Here is a 23634-nt window from a genome sequence, read left to right as displayed (position 1 = left end):
TGCACTACACTCAAATACATGACTAACTAATGGTCAAGACTTCCTTTTGTGCAATGTTGAATTTGTCCGCGAAGGCCATGATCAAAGTTGAAAATGTTTCGAAGACATTCGGTGACTTTCACGCCCTGAAAAACGTTTCCCTTGAAGTGCTTACGGGCGAAAAGGTGGTGGTGTGCGGACCATCCGGCTCCGGCAAGTCAACGTTGATACGATGCATAAACGGGCTTGAACGGCACGATGAGGGCCTGATTGAAGTCGCGGACAACAGACTGACACATACAAGTTCGAGTTTGCGTGCAGTACGTTCCTCGGTCGGAATGGTCTTTCAACAATTCAATTTGTTTCCGCACCTCACCGTCAAGCAGAATTTGACACTGGGACCGGTCAGAACCCGAAAACTGTCGCAACCGGACGCCGACAAACTCGCCATGGCTTATCTGGAGCGAGTTCGCATTCCCGAACAGGCAGACAAGTTTCCCCGGCAGCTCTCCGGTGGCCAACAGCAGCGGGTTGCCATTGCCCGATCGCTATGTATGGAACCGCAAATCATGTTGTTCGATGAGCCGACATCCGCACTCGATCCGGAAATGATCAACGAGGTTCTTGATGTCATGTCCGAGCTCGCGGGAAGCGGAATGACGATGATTTGCGTAACCCACGAAATGGGCTTTGCGAAACGCGTCGCCGACACAATGGTGTTCATGGATCATGGCGAGATCGTCGAAAAGGCACCGCCGGAACAGTTCTTCAGCAATCCCGGCACAGAGCGGTGCCGGGACTTTCTTTCAAAAATTCTCGCGCATTGAGACAGAAAGAGGGCCAGATGACATTCTGCCGACTTGCAGGTCTTTGCTGCCTGACCCTGCTGCTCACGGGCTGCTCCGGGAATTGGGGCTGGTATGTTGTTGATCCGACGGTGCCTGCAGGATGGAACAATCTCAAGTTTCTACTGAGCGGGCTTTACTACACGCTCCTTCTGTCCTTCACGGCAATCGTGATTTCCATCGTCATAGGCCTTGCTGTGGCGTTGCCGGCATTGTCGGCCAATCGGGCACTCAGGCGGTTCAACAGGGTCTACGTGGAACTGGTCAGAGCCGTACCCATTCTTGTCTTGATCCTCTGGGTCTACTACGGACTGCCTCAGATGACAGGGCTGTCCATCACGGTTTTCTGGGCTGGCGTGATCGCGCTTGCCCTTTCCGACAGTGCGTTTGAAGCCGAAATCTTTCGCGCAGGCATTCAGTCAATCGACAAGGGCCAGTACGAGGCCGCACACTCCATTTCGCTCAGCTACACAGACATGATGATGTACGTCATTCTTCCGCAGGCCGTGCGCCGGATACTTCCGGCACTTGGGAACCAGCTGGTTTACATGCTGAAAATGTCTTCCCTCGTCTCTGTGATCGGGATGCAGGAACTTACCCGAAAAGCGAACGAACTCGTCGTCGTTGAATACCGGCCCCTGGAAATTTATACGGTGCTTGTTCTTGAGTACCTTGTCCTGATTTTGATCGTTTCGGCCGGTGTCCGCTGGCTGGAGCGTAAATTGCAGTCAGATCAACGTGGTTAGGAGATACCATGGCAGCCTGGATCGAAATGATCTCCGACGAGGACGCAGATGCCGAATTGACGGAAGTGCTTCAGCTAGCGCGAACACCGCACGGCACGGTCGACAATGTGATGCGCGTGCATTCCCTGCGGCCCAATTCAATGAAGGGCCATGTCATCCTCTACCGGGCCGCGCTGCACGATGACGCCAACACGCTGCCCGAATGGCTTCAGGAAACCATTTCATCATATGTTTCGATCCTGAACGGCTGCCCGTATTCGCTTGCCAATCATTGGGCAAATGCGCGCCATCTGATCGGCGACGACGCACGGGCGGATCAAATTGAAAAGGCTCTCACTGCTCGGCAGCCCGAAGATGCATTTTCAGGCCTCGAACTGGAGCTGTTGAATTACACCGAAAAGCTTACGCTGCGCCCGGCCGACATGACCAAATCGGATGTTGTCGCCCTGCGTGACCTCGGCGCGGACGACGGCCAGATCCTGGAGGCCAACCAGATCATCGGCTATTTCAACTATGTGAACAGGCATCTGAACGGCCTCGGGGTCACGACAGACGGAGATACCGTCGGATATTACGCATCGAAGTAGTTGCATATGGATAAAATTTTTGCATAGAATGCAATAATTCTTCTAATGACAGGCAGAAACATGGTCTACGCTGAAGCCAAACCGATGGACTCGAACGAGATCCCGGTCATCGATATCACTTCCCTGCGAGACGGAACCGATCCGCATTCGGTGGCCAAAGATCTGCACGCGGCCAGCACCGGTCTGGGATTCATCTATATCAGCGGACATGGCATTCCGGAGACCTGCATCTCGGCAGCCCGCAACCTTGCCTTCGACTTTTTTCGAAGCCCGCCAGAGCAGAAAGAAACCGTACGTGTGTCCGCCAGCCATCGCGGATGGCTGGCTTCTGGTGGCGCCAAAATGGGCGAGAAGTTGAAGGCGGACCTGAAGGAGAGCTTCGTTTGGGGCATGCAAGATGAAAACGGCGACACCGTTGCCGATCATCCGCTCAGAGGCCGCAACCAGTGGCCCGAGTTCCTTCCGGATGTCGAACCGGCGGCCATGGACTATTTCCGCCAGGCGCATGAGGTGGCGCATCATCTGATGCGCGGTTTCGCGCTTGGTCTTGGACTTGAAGAGGGATTTTTCCTCAAAACAGCCTCACGTCCGTTGAGCAGGGCCTCGTTCGTCTACTATCCGGCCCAACCGGAAGACATGGGGGCCGACCAGTTCGGCGTTGGTCCCCACACCGATTTCGGCGTCCTGACACTTTTGTGCCAGGACGCTGTCGGCGGTCTCCAGATCGAGAACATTGACGGCGAATGGCTGCAGGCTCCCCCCATCGAGGGAACCCTGATCGTCAACGTTGCCGATCTTCTTGCCCGGTGGACCGGCAGCGCCTACAAGTCGACCCCGCACAGGGTCGTGAACAGCTCCGGTCGGGAACGTCTTTCGCTGGTGCTGGCATTTGATCCGAACCCTGAAACCGTTATTGATGCGCGACAAATCTTCGGTGCCGGTCATCTGCCTGCCGAAAGTGCCACGACCTGCGGTGAATACCTTCAGTGGCGGTTTGACCGCGCCTTCGCCTACCGGAAAACCGAGTGAATATGAACAATGACATCGACGGTGCAATCGGCGCCGCACTCAAGGATTTCAGACTTCGAAACGGATTTTCCGCCAGGCATCTTGCCGCACTGTCCGGCGTTTCCGGCGCGATGATAAGCCGGATCGAAAGCGGGCAGGTCTCACCGTCGATTTCAACACTGAGCGCGCTGGCCACCGCACTGAAAATTCCTCTTGTAAGCCTGTTTCGTGAAACAACATCGAATTACACGGATTACACGTTTGTTGAAAACGGTGCAGGCCTCAAATCGACCCGTATCGTCGACGAACATGTTCATGAATACGAAAACCTCGCGATTCATCTTCGGCGTGATCTGCAGTTCGGCGCCCGCATCGTGACACTAAAACGCCAGGAGGCCATACCGCCGGTCTACGTGGGCAATGGTGTCGTCTTCGTTCACGCGCTCGAGGGAGAGGCCGTGTACGGCTATGGGAAACAGGAATTCACTTTGCGGGCGGGAGACAGCATTTGCGTCGACGCCGAGATGCGTCATGGAATCCTGTCAGTGCACACACCTGAATTCAGATTCCTGACAGTGCAGGCCGAGGTGCAGCGATGAGGACACCTTTCAAAACGAAAGGCGGCGTCCAAAACCTTCTGCAGAATTGCATGAAGGTGAAGGCCGGTGACTTCGTTCTGATTGTTTGCGAGAATCCGGCGCTCGGCTGGTACGACACAGCGGCTCCCGGCCTTATCAAGACCGCTCTTGAGGAGTCCGGGTGCCGTGTATCGACAATTCTTGTCGGCGCCCCTGACGACACACTCCCGGCGGACTATGAAGACCAGTTGGCTGCACACGATACGATTGTTTTTCTCGCCCGTATCGGTGATCAGGACAGGTTTGCCGACAAGCTGCCCGGCAAAAATGTTGCCATGCTCTATGTGCGGAACCAGAAGTCACTGAAATCCGCCTACGCGGCAACAAACCATGATGCCATGGTTGCGATGAAGACGTCAGTCGACGCGGTGGCACGAGCTTCGGATCGCGTGTCGATCAGCTGTCCCCTGGGCACGCGCCTGGAAGGCCGGGTTGAGATGGAGGATGTTGTTGATGGAGAAGTCTCGGTCAAGAGATTTCCCCTCTGCGTACCGCAGCCAGTCCTTACACGTTCGATCAGCGGTCAGGTAGCGCTGAAGCGATGGCTGACACCCACCGGTTCGCGTTCTTATTCACCCGCATCTGTGCGTATCGACGGTGTTGTTATGGCGCATGTCGACCGGGGGCGAATTGTAGGATTTGAGGGTGACCGGCACAGCGTCAAGACAATTGAAGACCACTATTTCAAGGTAGCGGATCAATTTGATCTCGATAAGGATGCCATTCACTCGTGGCATGCCGGCATTCATCCGGCATGTTTCTACGAAGGCAATATCGATGATGATCCTGACCGTTGGTCAAACAATATTTTCGGAAATCCGCGCTTTCTGCATTTTCACACATGCGGAAGCTCGCCTCCGGGCGAAATCTGCTGGATGGTTCTGGATCCGACAATTGCCTTCGATGGCAAGGCACTGTGGCGCGATGGATGCCTGCAGCCGCAATATTTTGAGCAGACTGCCGCAGTCGTGAAAGCAAGGCCGGAATTGTCGACACTTCTTGCAGAACACCCGCTTCCGGTCGGCCTATCACAATAGTTTTGGACACCGACCGTTCTTGCCGGACTTCTACTCGATCGCCAACGAGCATCGGCTTGCTGTAGCATGGCGAAAAACGGTCGAAAAACAAGTTGAGGGCGCGCGATCCAGTCATGCGCACTTTCTGGGACGTAGAACCTGAGGTGACGTTAGAATTTGGGGGCCTTTGTACAAATGCAGGACGCGCACCCCTTCCGGTTTTTCCTCTAATCAATCAGATCACCGAAACAGAAACCGACAGGGCCTCATGATCGATTTGTGTCAGTGTTCCATTTCGCGGTAGCAGGATTCGATCCGTTCGACTTCCCCCGAACATCCCAGGATCACTGAGATCCTCTGATGGTAAGATTGCGGTCCGGGAGGACGAGACAGGCCAGAACATTCACACTGGCAAGGACGGCGTGATCCTCCACCACGGAAGTGGTCCGCCATCGTGACTAGTCAGCCTGAAGACACGGGAATAGCTTGTTGCGGTGACGCGGGCACAGCCCTGCCAACAAAAATGACGGTGTTTTCGAAGCGGGCTCATATCCAGTGAAGCGTCGAGTGCACCTCGCCCGTTGGCAGCAGCTGTATTCGTCTCAAGCCACCTTTTGTGGGCGTTCGATTGTGTTCGGGCAGCGGATGTTCATGAACGAGCTGCAGACATGTTGAAGGACCGAGAAGATATTTGACGCCGGTGCGTTCAGCCTCCGACGCGGAATGAAGATGACCGCTTGCAACGGCGCGAACATTCCCCGCGCTGTTGACGACATCCAGGAACGCGGCGGCATCTGCAAGTGTGCAATCAGGGTCCGCGCAGGTTGAAAGCGGCGGATGATGAAGACCTACCAGGACGTGCCCGTCCCACTCCTTTGCCAACCCGCCGAGTGTCAAGAGTTCAGCTTCACCCAATAGCCCGCCCTGGTCGCCCAAATTGGAATCGAGCACGACAATTCGCCAATTCCCAGCATCAATGCAGCGTCTTTCGATTCCGTTTTGCTGCAGTTTCGCGCCGAGCATCGCCGGATCATCATGATTTCCGGGTGAGACCAGCAGCGGTCTTTCGAGCCGCGCCAGTTGATCGAGCGCTTTTTCGTATGCCGCTTCATCGGCATTTTCCAGCAGGTCACCGGTGTGCAGAACCAGATCAAACCCGACATCCGAGACGCTTTCCAGAATGCGTTCAAAGGTTTCATCCGTTGTCGATCCATTCAGCATCGCTGCGGCATCAGCCAACGATTTCGGCGGGACAGACGGTGCTGTATCAGGAGCCAGATGGGTGTCTGTTATGTGCAGCACCTCAATGATCCGGCCCGGATCGATTTCCACTTTCAAATGTCGGTCCCCCTTGTTCGGATTGGCTGAGAGCCAGGTCGGCACCGCCGTGACGGCAAGACACGCGGATCATGGCATGAGGTTCCATGTCCGATCCAGTCCACTGCTGACGCCTCGTCGTCACAAAGGCTGCGGCCACCGGTGAAACGGCTGCGCCAATGATCGAAGTCGGTCACGCTGCAAATTTAAGGGTCGTATTCCAGATCAAATGCGTGCACATACTGCACAGTGAGATTTGCGGCCGGTGTCAATTCAACCGGTTGCGCTCGAATAGGGTTCATTCGGACAAATGCAATTTCCCGAACCCTGCCGATGGAACAAGCCCGGACGATCTTGACGCCAGTTCCTGAAACACCAGTCAAATTCGACCTGAAACTCCCAGTTTGCAAGAGGTGATCATGTCCAAACCAGACCGCAAGGAAAGCGACTCGTTCGGTGCTCTGGATATTCCGGGTGACAAATACTACGGCGCGCAGACAGCCCGCTCGCTCATCAACTTTCCGATCGGCGGTGAAACCATGCCGCTGCCGCTGGTGCATGCACTCGGGATCATCAAACAGGCCGCGGCACGGGTGAACAAGGACCAGGGCAAGCTGGCACCGGATCTGGCAGCGGCCATTGATCAGGCCGCCGGCGAGGTTGCCACCGGAAAGTTTGACGACAATTTCCCGCTGGTTGTCTGGCAGACCGGGTCAGGCACGCAATCGAACATGAATGCAAATGAAGTGATCGCCAACAGGGCGATTGAAATACTTGGCGGCAAGATCGGGTCGAAGACACCTGTACACCCCAACGATCATTGCAACATGAGCCAGTCGTCCAACGACACGTTTCCAACGGCAATGCACATTTCCGCCGCTCGTGAAATCCAGATGTCTCTCCTGCCCGCCCTTGCCCACCTTAAGGCGGCCCTGAGCGCGAAGTCGGAAGATTGGGCGGATATCGTCAAGATCGGGCGAACCCACACCCAGGATGCGACGCCGCTCACGCTTGGTCAGGAATTTGGCGGCTATGCCGCTCAGATCGAAAAAGGAATCGGCCGCGTAGGCGAAGCATCCGACGGCCTTTATGAACTTGCGCAGGGGGGGACGGCCGTTGGCACCGGCCTCAACACCAAAAAGGGCTTCGCCGAGAAATTTGCCGCAGAAGTCGCAACCATTACCGGCCTGCCTTTCCGGACCGCACCCAACAAGTTCGAGGCACTTGCAGCACACGACGCCTATGTCTATGCGCATGGCGCGCTCAACACCGTTGCGACGTCCCTTTTCAAGATCGCGAACGACATCCGGCTGCTGGGGTCCGGACCGCGATCCGGGCTGGGTGAACTGTCGCTACCCGAAAACGAGCCCGGGTCGTCCATCATGCCGGGCAAGGTCAACCCGACCCAGTGCGAAGCCATGACCATGGTGTGTGCACAGGTCTTCGGCAACGAGACGACGATGTCCATTGCCGGCAGCCAGGGCCATTTCGAACTGAACGTCTACAAGCCCGTCATGGCCTACGCGATGCTGCAATCGATCCGGTTGCTGTCGGACGCATGTATCAGCTTTACCGATCGCTGCGTTGCCGGCATCACGGCAAACGAAGACAACATCAAGGCCCTGATGGAACGATCGCTGATGCTGGTGACTGCACTGGCACCTGCCATCGGATATGACAAGGCAACCGAAATCGCGAAGACCGCGCACAAGAACGGCACTTCGCTGCGGCAAGAGGCTCTCAACCTGGGTTATGTCACCGCCGAGGAATTTGACCGGCTCGTCCGCCCGGACCAGATGATTTCCCCCGGTTAAAGGCTTGTTGAACCTTGCTGAATTGGAGCAAACCTTAACCGACCACCAGGAAGCTCCAATCCACCAGTATTGTTCCAAGGCTGCAGGTTGAACCGGGAAGCAGATGGCACGTTCAATTGATACGCGCAGCCTACTGGACGTGCTGCCTTACATGTTTCCACAAACTGTCGCTGTGGGATGCGGAAAGAAAATGTCCGGCTCCCTCAACTGGCAGAACCAGCGCATCCGGCCGGTCTGACACCACCTCCCTGACATCTTCAAGATCGGTCAGGGGATCTTCGCTTCCATGCAGAATCAGGAGCTTTGCCTTGGTTTGACCTGGAAGCCGAAGGCGCTGCAGCGCGAAGGAATAGTCTTCGGCAATTCCGGACACCGATGTCTGGTACAATTCGGAAAACCATCCATACACGGGCGATGCATTGCCCTTGCCTTCCAATACATCCAGGTCCGACGCACTCGCGCTGAACATGCGATGCAAGATCCAGCGTGACCGGTTTTCGTCAGGGTAGTGAGCACTGAATTCCAGTGTCACCGAACGCGCAAGACTTTCTGTTTCGATCAACCGCCGATATGCGTTGTAGAGGTTGCTCGCGATGCCTTCCTTGTCTGGATTTGCGTGCGCAAGATTTGTCGAGACGAGTATCAGTTTATCGACCAGGTCCGGGAAGCGACTTGCAAATTCAAGCGACAGGGCACCTCCAAAGGATTGCCCAAGGAGAAACCTCTGACCCGAGGGCATGTTTCGCATCAGGAACTCTAGGTCCTTCAGGCTGGCTTCCACATGGTGCGTTTTTGCCCGGAGCCCCAGAACAGGGCGTGCATCGAGATATCCGCGGCGCACCGGGATAACCAGACGGATGCCATGGGTGCACAAATCCTCCAGCACGCCGGAAATCAGCATACCGAACATCATTCCATGACAAACGAGCACCGGGATTCCGGTCTCGGGCCCAATCTCGATCACATAGATCTTTTCGCCATCGTCTCTGCTTTGTACCAGGAGTGAAGCGCCCTGCTTGATATGGTCCGCCAGAAATCCCTCGATGACCTTTGCCTGCTGCGAAACGTCGTTGGAGAGATTCAGAACATGCACCATCTGCCCCAGCAGAATGCGCACCAGATCCAGTTGGCCATTGCACTGCATCTTTGCGGACGCACTTTTGATGTGCGCACGTTTGGTTTCTATCCCGACATCGTCGAGTTCAGATGCTTCGCGAAGTGACAAGCCGCCCAGCAACTGAAAGGCCACACGTCGCTCTGATGCCGTCAGTCCGCGCCCGCTGTTGAAGTGCATGACGACTGAATCGAATGTCTCCTGATTGATCCTGAAACCGCGGACGAATGGCGTGGATCCGGAGTGGGCCGGTGCATCATGCACAGGCAGGAACCAGAAAAACGTGTTTGTGTCTCGCTGGTACAGGACCCGCCCCGCCTCCGCGCCACCGTCTGCCACGACACTTGCCATTTCGCCGAGGACAAGATCGCTCGAGGGCTCGCTGACGAAACGGGTCAGGTAATCCGACAACGTAGTGGAACCCCCACGCAGAAACCGGCCGGACCTGGTGAAATCGGCCCACTTCAGCGTTGGATTGACCTCATGTTGCTCCGACTTCAATCTTCTCAGGGCTTCGTCTGAGGCAGCTTGCACCAGGTCATCCGGAAGAACGGAAAACACTCGCTGGAATTCTGAATGCAAATTACCCGGCAATTTAAAATACCTTGCTTACAATCACTCACCCGGAAACTTCCACATTTTCTCGCCGATTGCTTTACCCATTTGGGTAACTTGGAGGCTTGTTCCCAAAACCACCCTAACACTGTTCCTTTCGAAACTTGCGGAAGTTCCGGGAGTTTCAAATGAAGCAATCTTTGTTGCTGTCTCTGCGGTCATGACATAGGCGAGCGTCGCCCAAGCAGCACCTGTGACAGATGCAGATTTGACATTCGACGATGCCGCAGTTGTCGGCACCGCGTTTGTCGTGTCCCAAAGGGGTGAATTCCCTTCCTTGTGTCACCTTCAAAGACAATCGTACGGTTCAAGCCACCGATGATTCTCTTCGAGATTTGCACTCTCACACGATGGATATCGTGAGACCGCAGGAGTTCGAGCGAATTCCAAATTGGAACATGCTTTCAATTGTCAGAAACTCCCAGTTCAATCCCTCAACCCTTCGATGTGCCAGTGCACGCAGTCGGCCTCATAAGACCTTCCTCTCAACAACAGCACGCTTCTTGCGCTTCGGTCGCCACGCGAAGTTGACCTTCCGGTGGAGATACGCAATACGGACCTTACAAATTCTGCGAACGACATGTCGCGAAAGGCCTCGAACCGTAATTTCGAACCGGCACCAGATTCGACCGCACTATTCAACAAGCTGTCTCGACAACTCGTCGAACAAAAAGACCGAAGGCAGAACATGGCACAGTGGAAAGGTCTCATTCTTGCGGGTGGAACGGGCTCACGACTTTTTCCAGTTACCAAGGTCGTGAACAAACATCTGCTTCCCGTCTACGACAAGCCGATGATCTACTACCCGCTTTCCACGCTGATGCTGGGCGGGATCCGCGATTTCGTGTTGTTGTGTGCCCCTGACAGCATCAGTCAGTTTCAAACATTGCTCGGGGACGGATCCCACTGGGGAATCACGATCGAATACGTTTCCCAAATTTCACCCAAGGGAATTGCCGACGGCTTCATCCAGGCGGAGAGCCAACTCAAGGATCACAACGTTGCGCTGATCCTTGGCGACAATATTTTCTTCGGGACAGGATTACCCGGCCAGATCAAACAGGCCATGTCCCAGGAACAAGGTGCAACAATCTTCGGCTATGAAGTCACTGACACAAGCCAGTTCGGCGTTGTCGAGACTGACGAAACGGGGAAACCGGTTTCGATCCGCGAAAAACCGAAATCCTCCAACTCGAAGCTGGCTGTCCCGGGGCTTTACTTTTACGATTCGAACGTCATCGATATTGCAAAGAAACTCTCGCCGTCACAACGCGGCGAGCTGGAGATAAGCGACCTGAACCGTGTTTACCTGGCAGACGGAGAACTCAAGCTGATGAGCCTCGGACGCGGAACTGCCTGGCTGGATGGCGGCACAACGAGTGATCTCTTCGAAGCAAGCCAGTTCATCAAAACGATGGAAAACAGAACAGGAATGAAAATCGCCTGTCTGGAAGAAATTGCGTTCAGAATGAATTTCGTCTCGCGTCAGCAACTTACCGATCTCATTGATGCAGAGCAAAACAAGAACGAATACTACGCTTATGTAAAAGACCTCATTTCGTGACGACAACTCAATTCGAAAAGATGAACAAGACGGAAAGGTGGCTGCTTGCCGTCAATGCAGCGCTTTCGGCTGCCATCGTTGTTGTATTTTTCTATTTTGTTCCAAATGGACTGGATACAACGGATGCCGCCTTTAACATATTAAACGCCAAATACCCTCACCTGGACCCCGCCAACGTTTCAAGTTACGAACTCTATACAAGTTTCCTGCTTCAGATCAGTCAGTTCAATGTTCTGATATTCAGATTCATAGCGACGTCACTGTTTTTCATTGTTTCACTGATTTTCATCTATCAAGTCGCCGAATATTTCCTTGGCAATCTGGCGTCCGATCATCGAGTCCTCCTGTTTTCTTCCCTTTTGCCTGCCGCAGCAAGCGGCCTGGTTGCATTTTACAGGATCCGGTCCCTGTCACCTTCCTACAACTGGCTCGACATGATCGGGATCATGCTGACAGCGATAAGTTTGATTAAGGCAGCGACCTGTTGCAGGGACCAACAAGATAATACTTCCTTAGGGAAATCCGTTGTTTCGCAACTGGCGATTTGCGCCGTTATGGTGGGACTCGGCGGCGTTTTGTCCTATTTGGCAAAACCAACGTCTGCGGCACTGCTCGCCGTTTCGGCTGTTATCTGGATTCTGGCGTCAGACCTTCGTCACAGGATCATTCTTTTCTCTTCAATTGCTTTTGTCTCCGCGGTTATCTTCCTGACCGGCCATGTATTCTTGTTTGAAGGGGGACCGGCATCGTATATCGCGAAGTTGCAGGAAGGTCTGGTCTATGCTCAGGTTCTGGGTGGAGGGAACGAGGTCGGTACGATCTTCGAAAACCTCTACCAGGATCTGGTCTATATCCTTCGCAAATCTGTCAACAAGCTCCGCATCACGTCGATAACTGCCGTCCTCATCGTTCTGTCATTCTTCGTGTTCCGCCGTTTCTCGTTTCGAAAATACTTTGCCTACAGTTTCGCCGCCGTGAGCATCCTTGCGTTTGCCGAGTTCATTCTGCGTTTTGGAGTGGATCAGAACACGACGGGCTTCGAGCTCTTTTCGCTCGCAGCGGTAATAGGTCTTTTCGTGTTGTTGAGTTTCGGCAAGTTTCTCATTCTTCGCGAAATCAGAATTGAGGCGCTGGACCTGCGCTTCTTGTTGATGGCAGCGTTCCTCGTAATGCTGTCAATTTCCTACACTTTCGGGACCAACACGGGTGCCGTCGATAAGATGATCGAAGCCTTCCTGATGTTCGGCATCTGCTTCATCGTCTGTGCGGAATATGCTCGGGTCCGCTTTGCCCAGATCGGAAGCACAGCTGCCGCAGGCCTTGTCGTTTCTCTATTCGGCTGCCTGATACTCTACGACACGGTGCACCAGCCACATCGTCTCCAATTCCCGTTGACGGAACAAACCGTCCCGGTTTCTTTTTTCGGTCTGAATGGCGGACTCAAGGTTGACCGGCTGACGGCAAGCTACGTCAACGGGCTGCAAAAGGCAGCCGCCGACAATGGCTGGAAACCGGGCATGTTTCTGGTCGACTTGACCGGTCGATCACCAGGGGCATCGGTTTTTCTGGGTGCGGAATTTCTCACAAAACCTTGGCTCTTCGGCGGATATCCCGGGTCCTCCGACTTTGCCGTCAAAGCCCTTTCAGAAGCTCCCCGCCCCGACCTGGAAGCCGCCTGGATATTGACCGCACCGAAAGGAAGGATCCAAATTCCGACCGACGCTCTTGCAAGGCTGGATCTTGATTTTCCATCCGGCTATCAGCAAGTCGGCGGTTTTCTGAGCAACAGTGGCGAGTTCCAGTTGCTCTGGCGCCCCGCACACCATCGCGAAACACCAAAATAGATCCAGTTTTACTGCTGAACAACTTCGGGATTTCCAGCAAAACAACATTCTTGAGACCGTTTTTCTGGTGGCCAGACCAAGGACTATCGGCAGCGACCTCCGTATACGCACCCGCTGTTTAGGTCGCCGAAAAGCTGACCCTTGTGAGAATTCGGTCACTCGATCGCAGCCGCGGACACGAACCACTTCCGCACGCGTTCTGCATTTTCACTCAGAGGACGGGATTTCGACCAGACGAGATAAAATCCCATGCCAGTCCGCCAGCTCCAGTCCATTCGGGCATTAAGCAGCTTCTTCCTGACCAGCGGACGAGCCAGGTGGTTCCACCCGAATGCAATGCCTTCACCGGAAATGGCGGCATTCAGAACCAGGGCGTAGTCGTTCAAACGCAAGCCTGAAGGCGGGATCGCAACATTGCATCCCTGCGCATCGAACCAGTCCTTCCAGCTGGGGCGCTCACGGACGGGTTCTTCCAGGTGGATCAGCGTATGACCGAGAATATCCGCCTTGTGCCGGAGCTCAGCAGCCGTCATCAGAGCGGGACTGGCGATCGGGTAGATAGTCTCCTCGGCAATCAGCGCGGCGTGACATCCCGGCCAACGCCCGTCGCCCCGCCGTATCGCCAGTGTGATGCCGCCATCGTCTATATCCGGCTCACGGTCGCTGGATTGCAGGCGAAGGTCGATATTCGGGTGCAGGTCACGCAAGGTTCTCAGACGCGGCATCATCCAGTAGGTGTTGAAGGCGGTCGAGGCACAGAGGGTGACGATAGCGTTCCGGGCTCCCGCCTGGACTGCATGCGCCGCTTCAAGAATCTGATGCAACCCCTTGGACGTTTCCGCATAGAACCGGGCTCCGGCCGGTGTCAGCTCCACCTTCTTGTGCGACCGGCGGAAGAGGGGAGCACCGAGAGCCTGCTCAAGCCGTTTGACCGCCGCGCTGACGGCCGGTTGCTGGACATTCAGTTCTGCAGCCGCCCGGGTGAACGAGCCATGCCTGGCAGCCGCCTCGAAAATGAGAATGTAGCGCGGAGAACCGACGATCTTCCAGAGATTCTGCATAACTTCAGTTTATGCATAGAGTGACATTTTTCAATCGTCACAACATGCCTCGAAAACAGTAGCTTCACAGGATTGGTCCAGTGAAAGGTGACAGGATGGCGAGACGTTCGCGCGCGGCGCGCGGCCGCGTTGAAAACACACAGGTGGCAGCCCCGTTTGTCAAACGTGTGCTTCCCTATTTCGATCTCCTGGACGAAGAGCGGCTGGCCGCCCTGGAAGCCCAGGTCGACTGGATCTTCGAGGATGTCGGCGTTGCCTTTCGCGATGATCGGGAAGCGGTGCGGATCTGGAGAGACGCCGGTGCGAAAATCGACGGCGACATCGTGCGTGCCGACGCGGCCTGGATCCGCTCGCTTTGTGCCCTTGCTCCCCGCGAATTCACGCAGCTGGCGCGTGATCCGAAAAAGTCCGTCGTCATTGGTGGCAAAAACCAGGTGTTCGCACCAGTCTACGGATCCCCCTTTGTCCGCGATCTGGAAGGTGGGCGCCGATACGGAGATATCGCGAGTTTCGAGAAGCTGGTGAAGCTCACCTATATGCATCCCTTTCTGCACCATGGCGGTTTCGTCACGTGCGAACCTTGTGATGTGCCGGTATCCAAACGCCACCTCGACATGCTGTTCGCGCATATGACGCTCAGCGACAAACCACACCTTGGCGCAATTACTGAAATGAGCCGGGCCAGGGACAGTGTCGACATGGCTGAAATCGTCTTCGGTCAGGAGGTCATGGCGCAAAACTGCGTAATCATGGGCAACGTCAACACCAACTCTCCACTCCTGGTGGACAAGGTGGCAAGCGAGGCGGTGCGTGCCTATTGCGGACGCGGTCAGGGAATTGTCGTCGTGCCGTTCATATTGTCCGGTGCGATGGGTCCGGTCTCGACAGCAGCCTCGGTCTGCCAGGCAATGGCCGAAGCGATGATGGTCTGCGCCTTTTCGCAGATCGTGTGGCCGGGTGCACCATTCGTACTTGGAAATTTTCTCAGCTCCATGAGCCTCAAAAGCGGGGCACCGACCTTCGGCATGCCCGAACCTGTCGTTTCGAACTATGTCATCGGCCAACTTGCACGGCGTGCCGGCCTGCCACTGCGGTGTGGAGGCTCGTTGACCGCTTCCAAGATCGAGGACGCACAGGCCGCCTATGAAAGCGCCGACTCAATGCATTCCACCATGCTGGCAGGAGCCAATTTCGTGCTGCACGCCGCCGGTTGGCTCGAAGGGGGCCTATGTACCGGATTTGAAAAGCTGATCATGGATGCCGATCGTCTCGGGTCGTATCAAAAGGTCCTATCGGGCGGCCTCGACACGTCGGAGGAAGCCTTCGCGAGGGATGCCTACGGCGAAGTTGGACCCGGTGGTCATTTTCTTGGATCGGCTCACACCATGCGGAACTACCAGACGGCGTTTTACGAGCCGAAGCTTTCCGACAGTGAAAATGTCGAGAGCTGGGAGGAAGGTGGCTCGAAGGACATGCGCCAACGCGCCTTTGGACGCTGGCAGACCATGCTCGCCGACTACCAGCCACCGAAGATGGACGAGGCGACACGTGAGGAGCTGGAAGCATTTGTTGCCAGGCGAAAGGAAGAGTTGCCCGATGCCTGGTATTAGGATCACCGGCCTGAGGGCGACGCCCGTCAATATCCCGCTGGAAAAACCGATGTGGTGGACCGGCGGACATTATCCCGGCACGTCAAAGACCGTTATCGAGGTCGAGACCGATCAGGGCCTTGTCGGTCTTGGAGAAGCGCCGTCGGTCGATGTGCTTTCGACCATCAGGGAAATGGGTGAACGGCTGATCGGAGAAGATCCGCTGGATATTGCAGGTTGCGAGAACCTCTGCGTACCGCCCTGGCAGATCGTGCAGAACACGGACGACAGTTCCGTGGTCAAGGCATTCGGAGCCATCGAAATCGCCCTGTGGGACCTGCGCGGCAAAGTCACGGGCGAACCGCTCTATCGTCTTCTTGGCGGTGCTGTGCGCAAGAACATCCCCTTCACGGAATACTTCGCCTTTCGCGAGGGCGGAGAAATGCGTCCGGAGGAGATCGCCGACTATTGCGTCCGCATGCGCGAGGAACACGGTGCCACCATGTTCGAAGGCAAGCTGATACTGGGTGACCCGAACCTGGAAATCGAAACCGTCAGGAGACTGCGTGCTGCGCTCGGGCCGCAAGACATGATCAGGCTGGACAGCAACATGCAATGGTCGCTGCCGAGTGCGATCCGGATCTTCCGTGAAATCGAACCATTCGACATCCGCAACTACGAGGACCCGGTCGCCACATTCGAGGAGATGGCCGAACTCCGCAGGCATTCCTCCATCCGGATATCGACGCATGCTCCGGACATCCGTCGCGCCGTCGCACTTGGCGCACCGGACTACATTGTCACAAATTTCGCGGTGCTTGGCGGTATCTCCAGGACTGTCCGCTTTATCGGCGCCTGCGAAGCCATGGGTGTCGGCTTCTGGTGCTATTCCGGTGATGCCGGGATCGCGACCGCCGGCTATCTGCACATGTCTGCAGCCATGCCCTGGATAACCGAGCCGAGCCAATCCCTGTTCCGCTGGCAGGTCGGTGACGTCATCGAGGGTGGCCCATTCCGGCAGACCGACAATGTGATCGCCGTTCCCGAAGGACCCGGGCTTGGTGTCACACTTGACCGTGATGCCTTGGCGCACTGGCACCGGCACCTGGTCGAAAACGGGCCACTCGACCATTTTCGCGACCCCGTACTGCCTGGCCGGTTCAGGCGACTGCCACTCGATTGAGGAGATCCGAGATGCCCGAGATCCAGAAAGACGAAACCGGTGGCGGCAAGAAACTGCCAAGTCACGCGCGGGTCGTGGTGATCGGCGGCGGGGTCGTCGGCTGCTCGATCCTGTTTCACCTGGCGAAGTTCGGCTGGAAGGATGTCGTGCTCCTGGAACGTGACGAGCTGACCTCCGGATCCTCCTGGCACGCGGCAGGACAGATTCATACTATCAGTTCCGACCCGAACATCTCGCGCCTGCAGTCCTACACAATTGATCTCTACCGGGAAATCGAGGAGATCTCCGGGCACAGTGTCGGGCTTCACATCACCGGCGGGTTCTACCTGGCATCGACCAGGGACTGGTACGATTATCTCAAGCGTGAACGTTCCAAGGCGCGCTACATGGGCCTCTCCCAGGAGTTCATCAGTCCCAAGGAAGTTGCAGAACGCCATCCACTGATCGACCCGAAACACTACCACGCAGCACTCTGGGACGATCAGGACGGTGATCTCGACCCGTCAGGCGCGACCTATGCCTTCGCCAAGGCAGCGCAACATCACGGCGCCCGTTACTTTACCCACACGCCGGCAACCGCAACGACGCAGCGCACGGACGGATCCTGGGATGTGACCACTCCCAAAGGCGTCATCAACGCCGAACATATCGTCAATTGCGGTGGCCTGTGGGCTCGGGAAGTCGGCATCATGCAAGGCGTGCACCTGCCGGTGCAGCCCATGGAGCACCACTATCTGATCACCGAAACGATCCCGGAGATCGAGGAAAGGATGAAGCAGGGCGAGCCAGGGCGACTGCCTGCCGGGATCGACTATGAAGCCAATATCTATTTCCGTCAGGAGCGTCACGGCATGCTGCTCGGGACCTATGAACCGAAGGGCACGCCCTGGATGGTTGACGGAACCCCCTGGAGCTTCGGTCATGAATTGCTGCCACCGGATATCGATCGTGTTGCGGACCGTCTCGAAATGTCCTTCGAGCGTATTCCGGCCATGGGCAATGCCGGCATCAAGAACATCGTCAATGGTCCCTTCACTTTCGGCCCCGATGGCAATCCGATGATCGGTCCCGTGCCGGGCATGCGCAACTACTGGTGCGCCGTCGGCGTCATGGCGGGGTTCTGCCAGGGTGGCGGTGTTGGCCTGACCATGGCGGAGTGGATGATCGACGGCGAGCCTTCGATCGATGTCTGGGCAATGGATGTTGCCCGCTTCGGCGACTTTGCGACACCCGACTGGGGAACCGTCAAATCGACCGAGAATTACGAACGACGTTTCGTCATGACATTTCCGAACGAGACGCTGCCCAGGGGGCGCCGTCAGAAGACGACTGCACTGTTCGACCGACTGGTTGCCGGGGGCGCCGTGATGGGACAGGGCTTCGGTCTGGAAAATGCGCTCTGGTTCGCCGAAGGGCCTGAGGATGCGCAAGAGGACCCAACCTTTCAGCGAAATCGCAGTCACGATTATGTTGCCCGGGAAGTGAATGCCGTGCGCGAGGCGGTCGGCGGGATCGAGATCGCCAATTTCGCCAAGCATGAATTCAAGGGAAGCGGTGCGCGTGCCTATCTTGACCGTGTTCTGGCAGGCCATGTACCCAAGCCGGGCCGGTTGACGCTGACGCCGATGCTGACCGAAGCCGGCCGGCTTTACGGCGACCTGACCGTAGCTTGCCTCGAGGAAGGGCACTTCATGCTGTTCGGATCGGGAGCAATGCAGGAAGCGCATCGACGGTGGTTCGAGCGTGATCTGCCGGAGGATGTGTCCTACGCCAACGTGTCCGACGACTGGCACGGCGTCGCATTGTCGGGGCCGAATTCCCGCGAGTTGCTACGGCGGCTGATGCGTGAAGACATTTCGGCGGAAGCCTTCAGGTTCCGTGATGTACGCCATAGCTTTGTCGCCGGCGTACCGGTCATTCTCAACCGGATCAGCTTTTCAGGCGAACTCGGCTACGAGATCTATTGCCGCCCTCAATACCTGCTCCGTCTCGCCGAATCCATCGAGGCTGCCGGCGCTGATCTCGGCTATCGCTGGTACGGCGCGCGTGCCCTCATGTCGATGCGCCTGGAAAAGAGCTGGGGCGTGTGGACGCAAGACTATCGGCCCGATTTCAACGCCGTCGAAAGCGGCTTGGACATTTTCATCAACTGGAAAAAGGACTTCGTCGGCAAGAAGGCAACGCAAGCTTTTCGCGACGAGGGTGTCAAGCGGAAGCTCGTGACCATGACGATCGATGTCGACGGAATAGACGTGTCGACTGATGAGGCGATCCTGAAGGACGGTATTGCCGTCGGATATGTGTCTTCCGGCGGTTTTGCGCACCATGTCCAGCGTTCGATGGCAATGGGCTATGTTTCCACGGAATACAGCACGCCGGGGACTTCTCTGCAGGTAGAAATTCTAGGAGAGTTCTTCGACGCAGAAATCCTGGGATCTCCGATCTATGACGCGAACGGGGCAAACATGCGCGCCTAGCGCACTCGCTTGACAATTCCTTGCAGCATTCGGGTCAAAGCCGCCGTGTTTCCTTGAGGCGCTTTTGCTGCCCGAGGCTCACACGCGCGTCCGGGCGACGACACTGGCGTCGGTCTGGCGTTCCGGCTTTCTGTGTTTTCGGCAATGCATTCGGGCATTCCGTACATGGCTTACATGCCGGTTACATTAGATACAAATGATACAAACTAATTGTTGGAAGTGAGTATTTCTGTTCCTAAGTTGAAGGAGTATCAAAACTTCTTTTGACGCCTCGCCTTGTAGATATTTGGAAGATTATTTGATCATCATACGCCAACTGATCTGAACGGTTACGTAGATCCGGCGGCAATTTGCAACATTTTTCCGGGATACCCGCCATGCCGATCTATTCCTCAATCGGGATCACTGCCTCTGTTGGGCGAAGTGGCCAGAACCGCGCGCAGGACGTTGTCGCTGTCCAGCAACGGCTCAACGACCTCATGCACTCACCGCGCATTCCGCTCGTGGTCGACGGGCAGTCCGGTCCGAAGACCCGAGGGATGATCAAGGACTTTCAGAAATCCGTGCTCGGCTTTCGCTGGCCCGATGCCCGTGTCGACCCTGCGGCAAAAACGATCATCGCGCTGAACGATCCATCTTCGGAAGGTATATGGGCGCAGATGTCCATCCCCGAGTTTCCGCCCGATCCAGGCCCCCAGCCCGAGGAAGACGACGAAAAGAGCAAGGGCGGAGCCATCACCAAGCAAGACGTCATTGACAGCACGATCGACAAGATCAAGGCAACACAGAGTATTACTTCCCAGGAAGAAACCTACTACCGGCAGATCCTGGAAGACATCTGGAAAGCCAACAAGGGCGCCTATACGGATGGTGGCGCCGGCCTGACGGTCGAACAGCGCGAGAAGCTGATCACAATCGGACTGAATGGCTTCAAGATCGTGAAAATGTCGCTCACATTCGCGGCTGCCGGCTCTGCGGCCGCCACCGTATTCGGTTACATGAGCATGCTGGCACCTTTCCTGATGGTCTATGGATTCTATCGTGCACTTGGCCACGCCATGGATTCCGGCGCACGGGTCTACGGCGGTATCAGCATGGCCTACTACACGACCTATTGGGTCTTCGGCGGCATGAAGCCGGTGAGCTGTCCAACATTCGTCAAGCGCAACGAAGAAGCTCCCGAACAATGGCGGACGGACCCCGACAAGCTGGAAACCCACTGGCGCAAGGGGCAGAAGGACGCCAGGCGCGGCCTGGAGGAATATTGCAAGAGCGTCGCCGCCAAGACCGGTACAACACAGGCAGAAGCGGAGGCTGTCTTCAAGGCTGCGCTGCGCATCGGCAAACCATCCATGCTTGCCCGCGCCCTGCTTACGGATATCTCCAAGAAGGCGCGTGCCGAGGGCGACCACAACGTTGCCAATGTACTGAAGCTGTTTGCCGACGAACTGATTTATCCGAAGTGAGGAAAGCCGGATGATTCACGCCATCTGGTGGACGGATTGACCGCCCTGCGTGAAGACCCGCTGATTGTGCGGGGTCACGCCGAAGCGGTTCTGATAGGTACGAATGAAGTGGGATGGAGACTCGTAGCCGCAGGCCAGAGCGATTTCCGAAATCGACTGTTCGGTCTGAAGGAGCAGGTTCCGGGCCTTGGTGAGCTTCTGGTTTATCGCGTATTTCTTCGGCGACATCTTCAGATGCTTCTGGAACAGTCTTTCCAGTTGTCGTGTTGAAATACCGATACGGCGTGCGATCTCGGAGGTTGGCATGAAATACGGTGCGCTTTCATTGAGCAACCGGATCGCCTCGGCAATGTGCGGATTGCGGATACCGTAGCGCGCCTGCACGGATATCTGCTGCGTGGCATGTGCCGGACGAACGCCCGAATAGACCATCTGGTCGGCGATCGCCATGGCGAGATCCATCCCGTGCGTTTCTCCGATCAGGTGCAGCATCAGGTCTGTTGCCGCTGTCCCCCCAGAGGCTGTAACGAAGGTTTCGTCGGCAACAAACACATTGCGCACCAGCTCGACATCGGGAAAATTCTCCTGAAAACTGTCATGGAAAGCCCAGTGCATTGCTGCACGCCTGCCATCCAGAAGGCCTGCCTTGGCCAGAACAAAGGCCCCGGAACAGATCGCACCGATCAAGGTTCCGCGGGACCGTTCCCGGCGAATGAAGGACAGAACGTCCGCAGACGCCCTTTCCCCGACATTCAATCCCGAAATCAGAAAAAGACTGCTTCTTGACGGCAAGGGCTCAAGACCCTGATCAACCAGGGTGACTGTTCGGTTCGAACAGGTCGCGCTTTCTCCCGAAGGCGACGCCAGCTGCCATCGATACAACTCCTTGCCTGAAAGAAGGTTGGCAATCCTGAGTGGCTCGACAGCGCAGGAGAAAGCAATGTGGGAAAAATCATCAAGCAAAAGAAAGGTGACGTCGATGGTGCGGGACATGTCGCTTTTCTCCGGCCTCTGTCGCCTCATGCTCATGAAGGCGGCAAGCGCATTTGTATAATTATTGTGTTGCTATTGTATTCATCATGTATACAAGCAGGTCAACAAAAATCGAAACGGAGCGGTTCCATGCCCAACGTGCGCGGCACAGCCAAATCGGTTGCCTATGAGGATCTGAAGCGCGAAATTCTAACGCTTGAGCGCCAGCCGGGCAGTGCTTTGGAGGAGAGCGAGCTTTGTGACCGGTACGGCCTGTCGCGAACACCTTTGCGCGAGGTGCTGCAGCAGCTTTCGGGGGAAGGCTATGTCACGCTGCAGCTGAACCGCGGTGCGCGTGTCTCCGACATGTCGCACTACACACTGCGAGACTTCTTTCTCGCAGCGCCACTGATCTACAGTGCCGTTCTGCGGCTTGCGGTTCAAAATGCCAGGCCTTCGCAGATCGAAGATCTCAAAAGCGCCCAGGAGGCCTTCCGGACCGCCCTGAGAACAGGCGATACAACAGACCGTGCGCTCACCAACGACAAGTTCCACCGGATCACCGGGCAGATGGCCGGCAACAGCTACCTCCTGGCGAGCCTTGACCGGCTCCTGATCGATCACACCCGCATTGCCATGACGTTTTTTCGCCCGAAATCCGGTGCGAAGGATGACCGGCTTGCCCTTGCCTGCCAGCAGCATGACGAAATGATCGCCTGTATCGAAACCGGCGACGAGGACCGGGCAAGTGAACTGGCGCTGGAACACTGGGCCCTGTCGCGCGACCAGATCGAATTGTTCGTGATGCCTGACGGGCTGGAGGCACCTCTCGGCGCCCCGCTGGGTGCAACGGCGAAACAGAAATCCGCATGAGGAAAAAATGACACCCATAATGGCTTTCGAGGGCATTTATACGCCCGTGGTCACCCCCTATGACGACGACGGCCGTGTCGTGTGGGGCGCTTTGGAACGAGTGATCGATCATCTGGTAGACAGTGGCGTGCAGGGTTTGATATCCGGCGGCTCGACCGGCGAGAACTATACCCAGACGGTTGAAGAACGTCTTGAACTTGCCCGGTTCACCAAGGACAAACTCGACGGACGCCTCCCTCTCATTGTCGGCACCGGCACCATGCGGACGCCGGATTCGATCGCGCTCGCCGAAGGGGGCGCTGGAATGGGTGCAGATGCCCTTCTTGTCGCAACCCCGCCCTATGCAGTGCCCACGGAGCGGGAAAATGCCCTGAATGTACTGACCATCGACAGGGCCGCAGACCTGCCGATCATGCTCTACAACTACCCGGGCCGGATGGGTGTCAACATGGGTGAGGAATTTCTCGACCGCGTTGGCCGTTCGCGCAATGTCTGCGCAATCAAGGAAAGCTCGGGCGACATCAATCGGGTGCACCTTCTGGCGCGAGATTATCCGCACATCCAGATGTCCTGCGGCATGGACGACCAGGCATTGGAGTTTTTTGCCTGGGGTGCGCGCAGCTGGGTCTGTGCCGGATCGAACTTCCTGCCGCACGAGCATGTCGCACTCTACAAGGCCTGTGCCGTTGAAGGTGACTTTTCCAAGGGTCGCAGGATCATGTCGGCAATGATGCCATTGATGCGTGTTCTCGAGCAGGGTGGAAAGTTCATTCAATGCGTCAAGCACGGTGTCGAAATGACCGGCCTCGACGCAGGCCCGCCACGCCCGCCGCTGAAAGCGCTCAACAAGGACGACAAGCGGCAGCTGGAACAGGTTATCCGGGTTCTGAAATCCACAATTGAAGACATTACGGCGGGAGCATGAG

General features: G+C 56.3%; 19 protein-coding genes. 15 read left to right on the top strand and 4 right to left on the bottom strand.

From position 1 onward, the window contains the following. The first annotated feature begins 77 nt into the window (after positions 1 to 77). From ACO6TI_RS09750 to ACO6TI_RS09725, 6 genes are read left to right on the top strand one after another with little or no spacing between them, the layout of a single operon-like run. Positions 78 to 806: an amino acid ABC transporter ATP-binding protein gene (locus ACO6TI_RS09750; protein WP_029064413.1), complete on the top strand. Its 729-nt coding sequence runs from the start codon at positions 78 to 80 to the stop codon at positions 804 to 806. Positions 807 to 823: 17 nt separating this feature from the next. Next, complete coding sequence (locus ACO6TI_RS09745; RefSeq protein ID WP_055119638.1) at positions 824 to 1570, top strand: amino acid ABC transporter permease; 747 nt, start codon at positions 824 to 826, stop codon at positions 1568 to 1570. A gap of 8 nt (positions 1571 to 1578) precedes the next feature. Then, entirely contained in the window at positions 1579 to 2157 is a 579-nt protein-coding gene (locus tag ACO6TI_RS09740; protein WP_055119636.1) for a carboxymuconolactone decarboxylase family protein, read from the top strand. Positions 2158 to 2217: 60 nt separating this feature from the next. Then, on the top strand, positions 2218 to 3186 hold the full coding sequence (locus ACO6TI_RS09735; protein WP_422384844.1) for an isopenicillin N synthase family dioxygenase: 969 nt from the start codon (positions 2218 to 2220) through the stop codon (positions 3184 to 3186). A gap of 2 nt (positions 3187 to 3188) precedes the next feature. Further along, positions 3189 to 3764: a helix-turn-helix domain-containing protein gene (locus tag ACO6TI_RS09730; RefSeq protein ID WP_029064409.1), complete on the top strand. Its 576-nt coding sequence runs from the start codon at positions 3189 to 3191 to the stop codon at positions 3762 to 3764. Positions 3765 to 3814: 50 nt separating this feature from the next. Beyond that, positions 3815 to 4840 carry a hypothetical protein gene (locus tag ACO6TI_RS09725; protein WP_422384843.1) on the top strand — a complete coding sequence of 342 codons (1026 nt, stop codon included), beginning with the start codon at positions 3815 to 3817 and terminating at the stop codon, positions 4838 to 4840. Between the two features lie 525 nt (positions 4841 to 5365). On the opposite strand, the gene ACO6TI_RS09720 is transcribed toward ACO6TI_RS09725, so the two are convergent. Beyond that, positions 5366 to 6151, bottom strand: a complete 786-nt coding sequence (locus tag ACO6TI_RS09720) for a metallophosphoesterase family protein (RefSeq protein WP_422385304.1) — start codon at positions 6149 to 6151, stop codon at positions 5366 to 5368. Between the two features lie 404 nt (positions 6152 to 6555). Between ACO6TI_RS09720 and fumC the strand changes: the two genes are divergently transcribed. Further along, complete coding sequence (fumC, locus tag ACO6TI_RS09715) at positions 6556 to 7950, top strand: class II fumarate hydratase (RefSeq protein WP_422384842.1); 1395 nt, start codon at positions 6556 to 6558, stop codon at positions 7948 to 7950. Positions 7951 to 8080: 130 nt separating this feature from the next. Here the strand turns inward: fumC and ACO6TI_RS09710 are convergent, their stop codons facing one another. Continuing rightward, positions 8081 to 9598 carry an alpha/beta fold hydrolase gene (locus ACO6TI_RS09710; protein ID WP_196878292.1) on the bottom strand — a complete coding sequence of 506 codons (1518 nt, stop codon included), beginning with the start codon at positions 9596 to 9598 and terminating at the stop codon, positions 8081 to 8083. A 769-nt stretch (positions 9599 to 10367) separates the two neighbouring features. Between ACO6TI_RS09710 and rfbA the strand changes: the two genes are divergently transcribed. Both rfbA and ACO6TI_RS09700 read left to right on the top strand, forming a co-directional pair. Then, positions 10368 to 11243, top strand: coding sequence for a glucose-1-phosphate thymidylyltransferase RfbA (gene rfbA / locus ACO6TI_RS09705; RefSeq protein WP_196898451.1), 876 nt, complete (start codon positions 10368 to 10370; stop codon positions 11241 to 11243). Further along, positions 11240 to 13087 (top strand): hypothetical protein, encoded by a 1848-nt coding sequence (locus ACO6TI_RS09700; protein ID WP_422384841.1) that lies wholly within the window; start codon positions 11240 to 11242, stop codon positions 13085 to 13087. Before rfbA ends, ACO6TI_RS09700 begins: the two co-directional genes overlap by 4 nt. A gap of 155 nt (positions 13088 to 13242) precedes the next feature. On the opposite strand, the gene ACO6TI_RS09695 is transcribed toward ACO6TI_RS09700, so the two are convergent. Beyond that, complete coding sequence (locus tag ACO6TI_RS09695) at positions 13243 to 14148, bottom strand: LysR substrate-binding domain-containing protein (protein WP_055119622.1); 906 nt, start codon at positions 14146 to 14148, stop codon at positions 13243 to 13245. 95 nt (positions 14149 to 14243) lie between these two features. Here ACO6TI_RS09695 and ACO6TI_RS09690 point away from each other — a divergent pair, with 95 nt between their 5' ends. From ACO6TI_RS09690 to ACO6TI_RS09675, 4 genes are all read left to right on the top strand, one after another. After that, entirely contained in the window at positions 14244 to 15758 is a 1515-nt protein-coding gene (locus ACO6TI_RS09690) for a trimethylamine methyltransferase family protein (protein ID WP_108873397.1), read from the top strand. Beyond that, positions 15745 to 16920: a mandelate racemase/muconate lactonizing enzyme family protein gene (locus ACO6TI_RS09685; protein WP_422384840.1), complete on the top strand. Its 1176-nt coding sequence runs from the start codon at positions 15745 to 15747 to the stop codon at positions 16918 to 16920. The genes ACO6TI_RS09690 and ACO6TI_RS09685 overlap by 14 nt, the downstream gene beginning before the upstream one ends. 11 nt (positions 16921 to 16931) lie before the next feature. Beyond that, positions 16932 to 19397, top strand: a complete 2466-nt coding sequence (locus tag ACO6TI_RS09680) for a GcvT family protein (RefSeq protein WP_422384839.1) — start codon at positions 16932 to 16934, stop codon at positions 19395 to 19397. 377 nt (positions 19398 to 19774) lie between these two features. Next, positions 19775 to 20863 carry a peptidoglycan-binding domain-containing protein gene (locus ACO6TI_RS09675; protein WP_422384838.1) on the top strand — a complete coding sequence of 363 codons (1089 nt, stop codon included), beginning with the start codon at positions 19775 to 19777 and terminating at the stop codon, positions 20861 to 20863. Between the two features lie 15 nt (positions 20864 to 20878). On the opposite strand, the gene ACO6TI_RS09670 is transcribed toward ACO6TI_RS09675, so the two are convergent. After that, complete coding sequence (locus ACO6TI_RS09670) at positions 20879 to 21856, bottom strand: GlxA family transcriptional regulator (RefSeq protein WP_055119834.1); 978 nt, start codon at positions 21854 to 21856, stop codon at positions 20879 to 20881. 129 nt (positions 21857 to 21985) lie between these two features. On the opposite strand from ACO6TI_RS09670, the gene ACO6TI_RS09665 reads away from it, so the two are divergent. Beyond that, on the top strand, positions 21986 to 22708 hold the full coding sequence (locus tag ACO6TI_RS09665; RefSeq protein ID WP_422384837.1) for a GntR family transcriptional regulator: 723 nt from the start codon (positions 21986 to 21988) through the stop codon (positions 22706 to 22708). A gap of 19 nt (positions 22709 to 22727) precedes the next feature. Further along, the gene (locus tag ACO6TI_RS09660; RefSeq protein ID WP_104701537.1) at positions 22728 to 23633 is read left to right on the top strand and encodes a dihydrodipicolinate synthase family protein; all 906 of its coding nucleotides are present in this window, start codon (positions 22728 to 22730) and stop codon (positions 23631 to 23633) included. Position 23634 lies beyond the last annotated feature (1 nt).

This window comes from Roseibium album (genome assembly GCF_965233825.1).
Classification (GTDB): domain Bacteria; phylum Pseudomonadota; class Alphaproteobacteria; order Rhizobiales; family Stappiaceae; genus Roseibium; species Roseibium album.
Note: the sequence above shows the minus strand (reverse complement) of the source record. Positions and strands in the feature narration are given on the sequence as shown.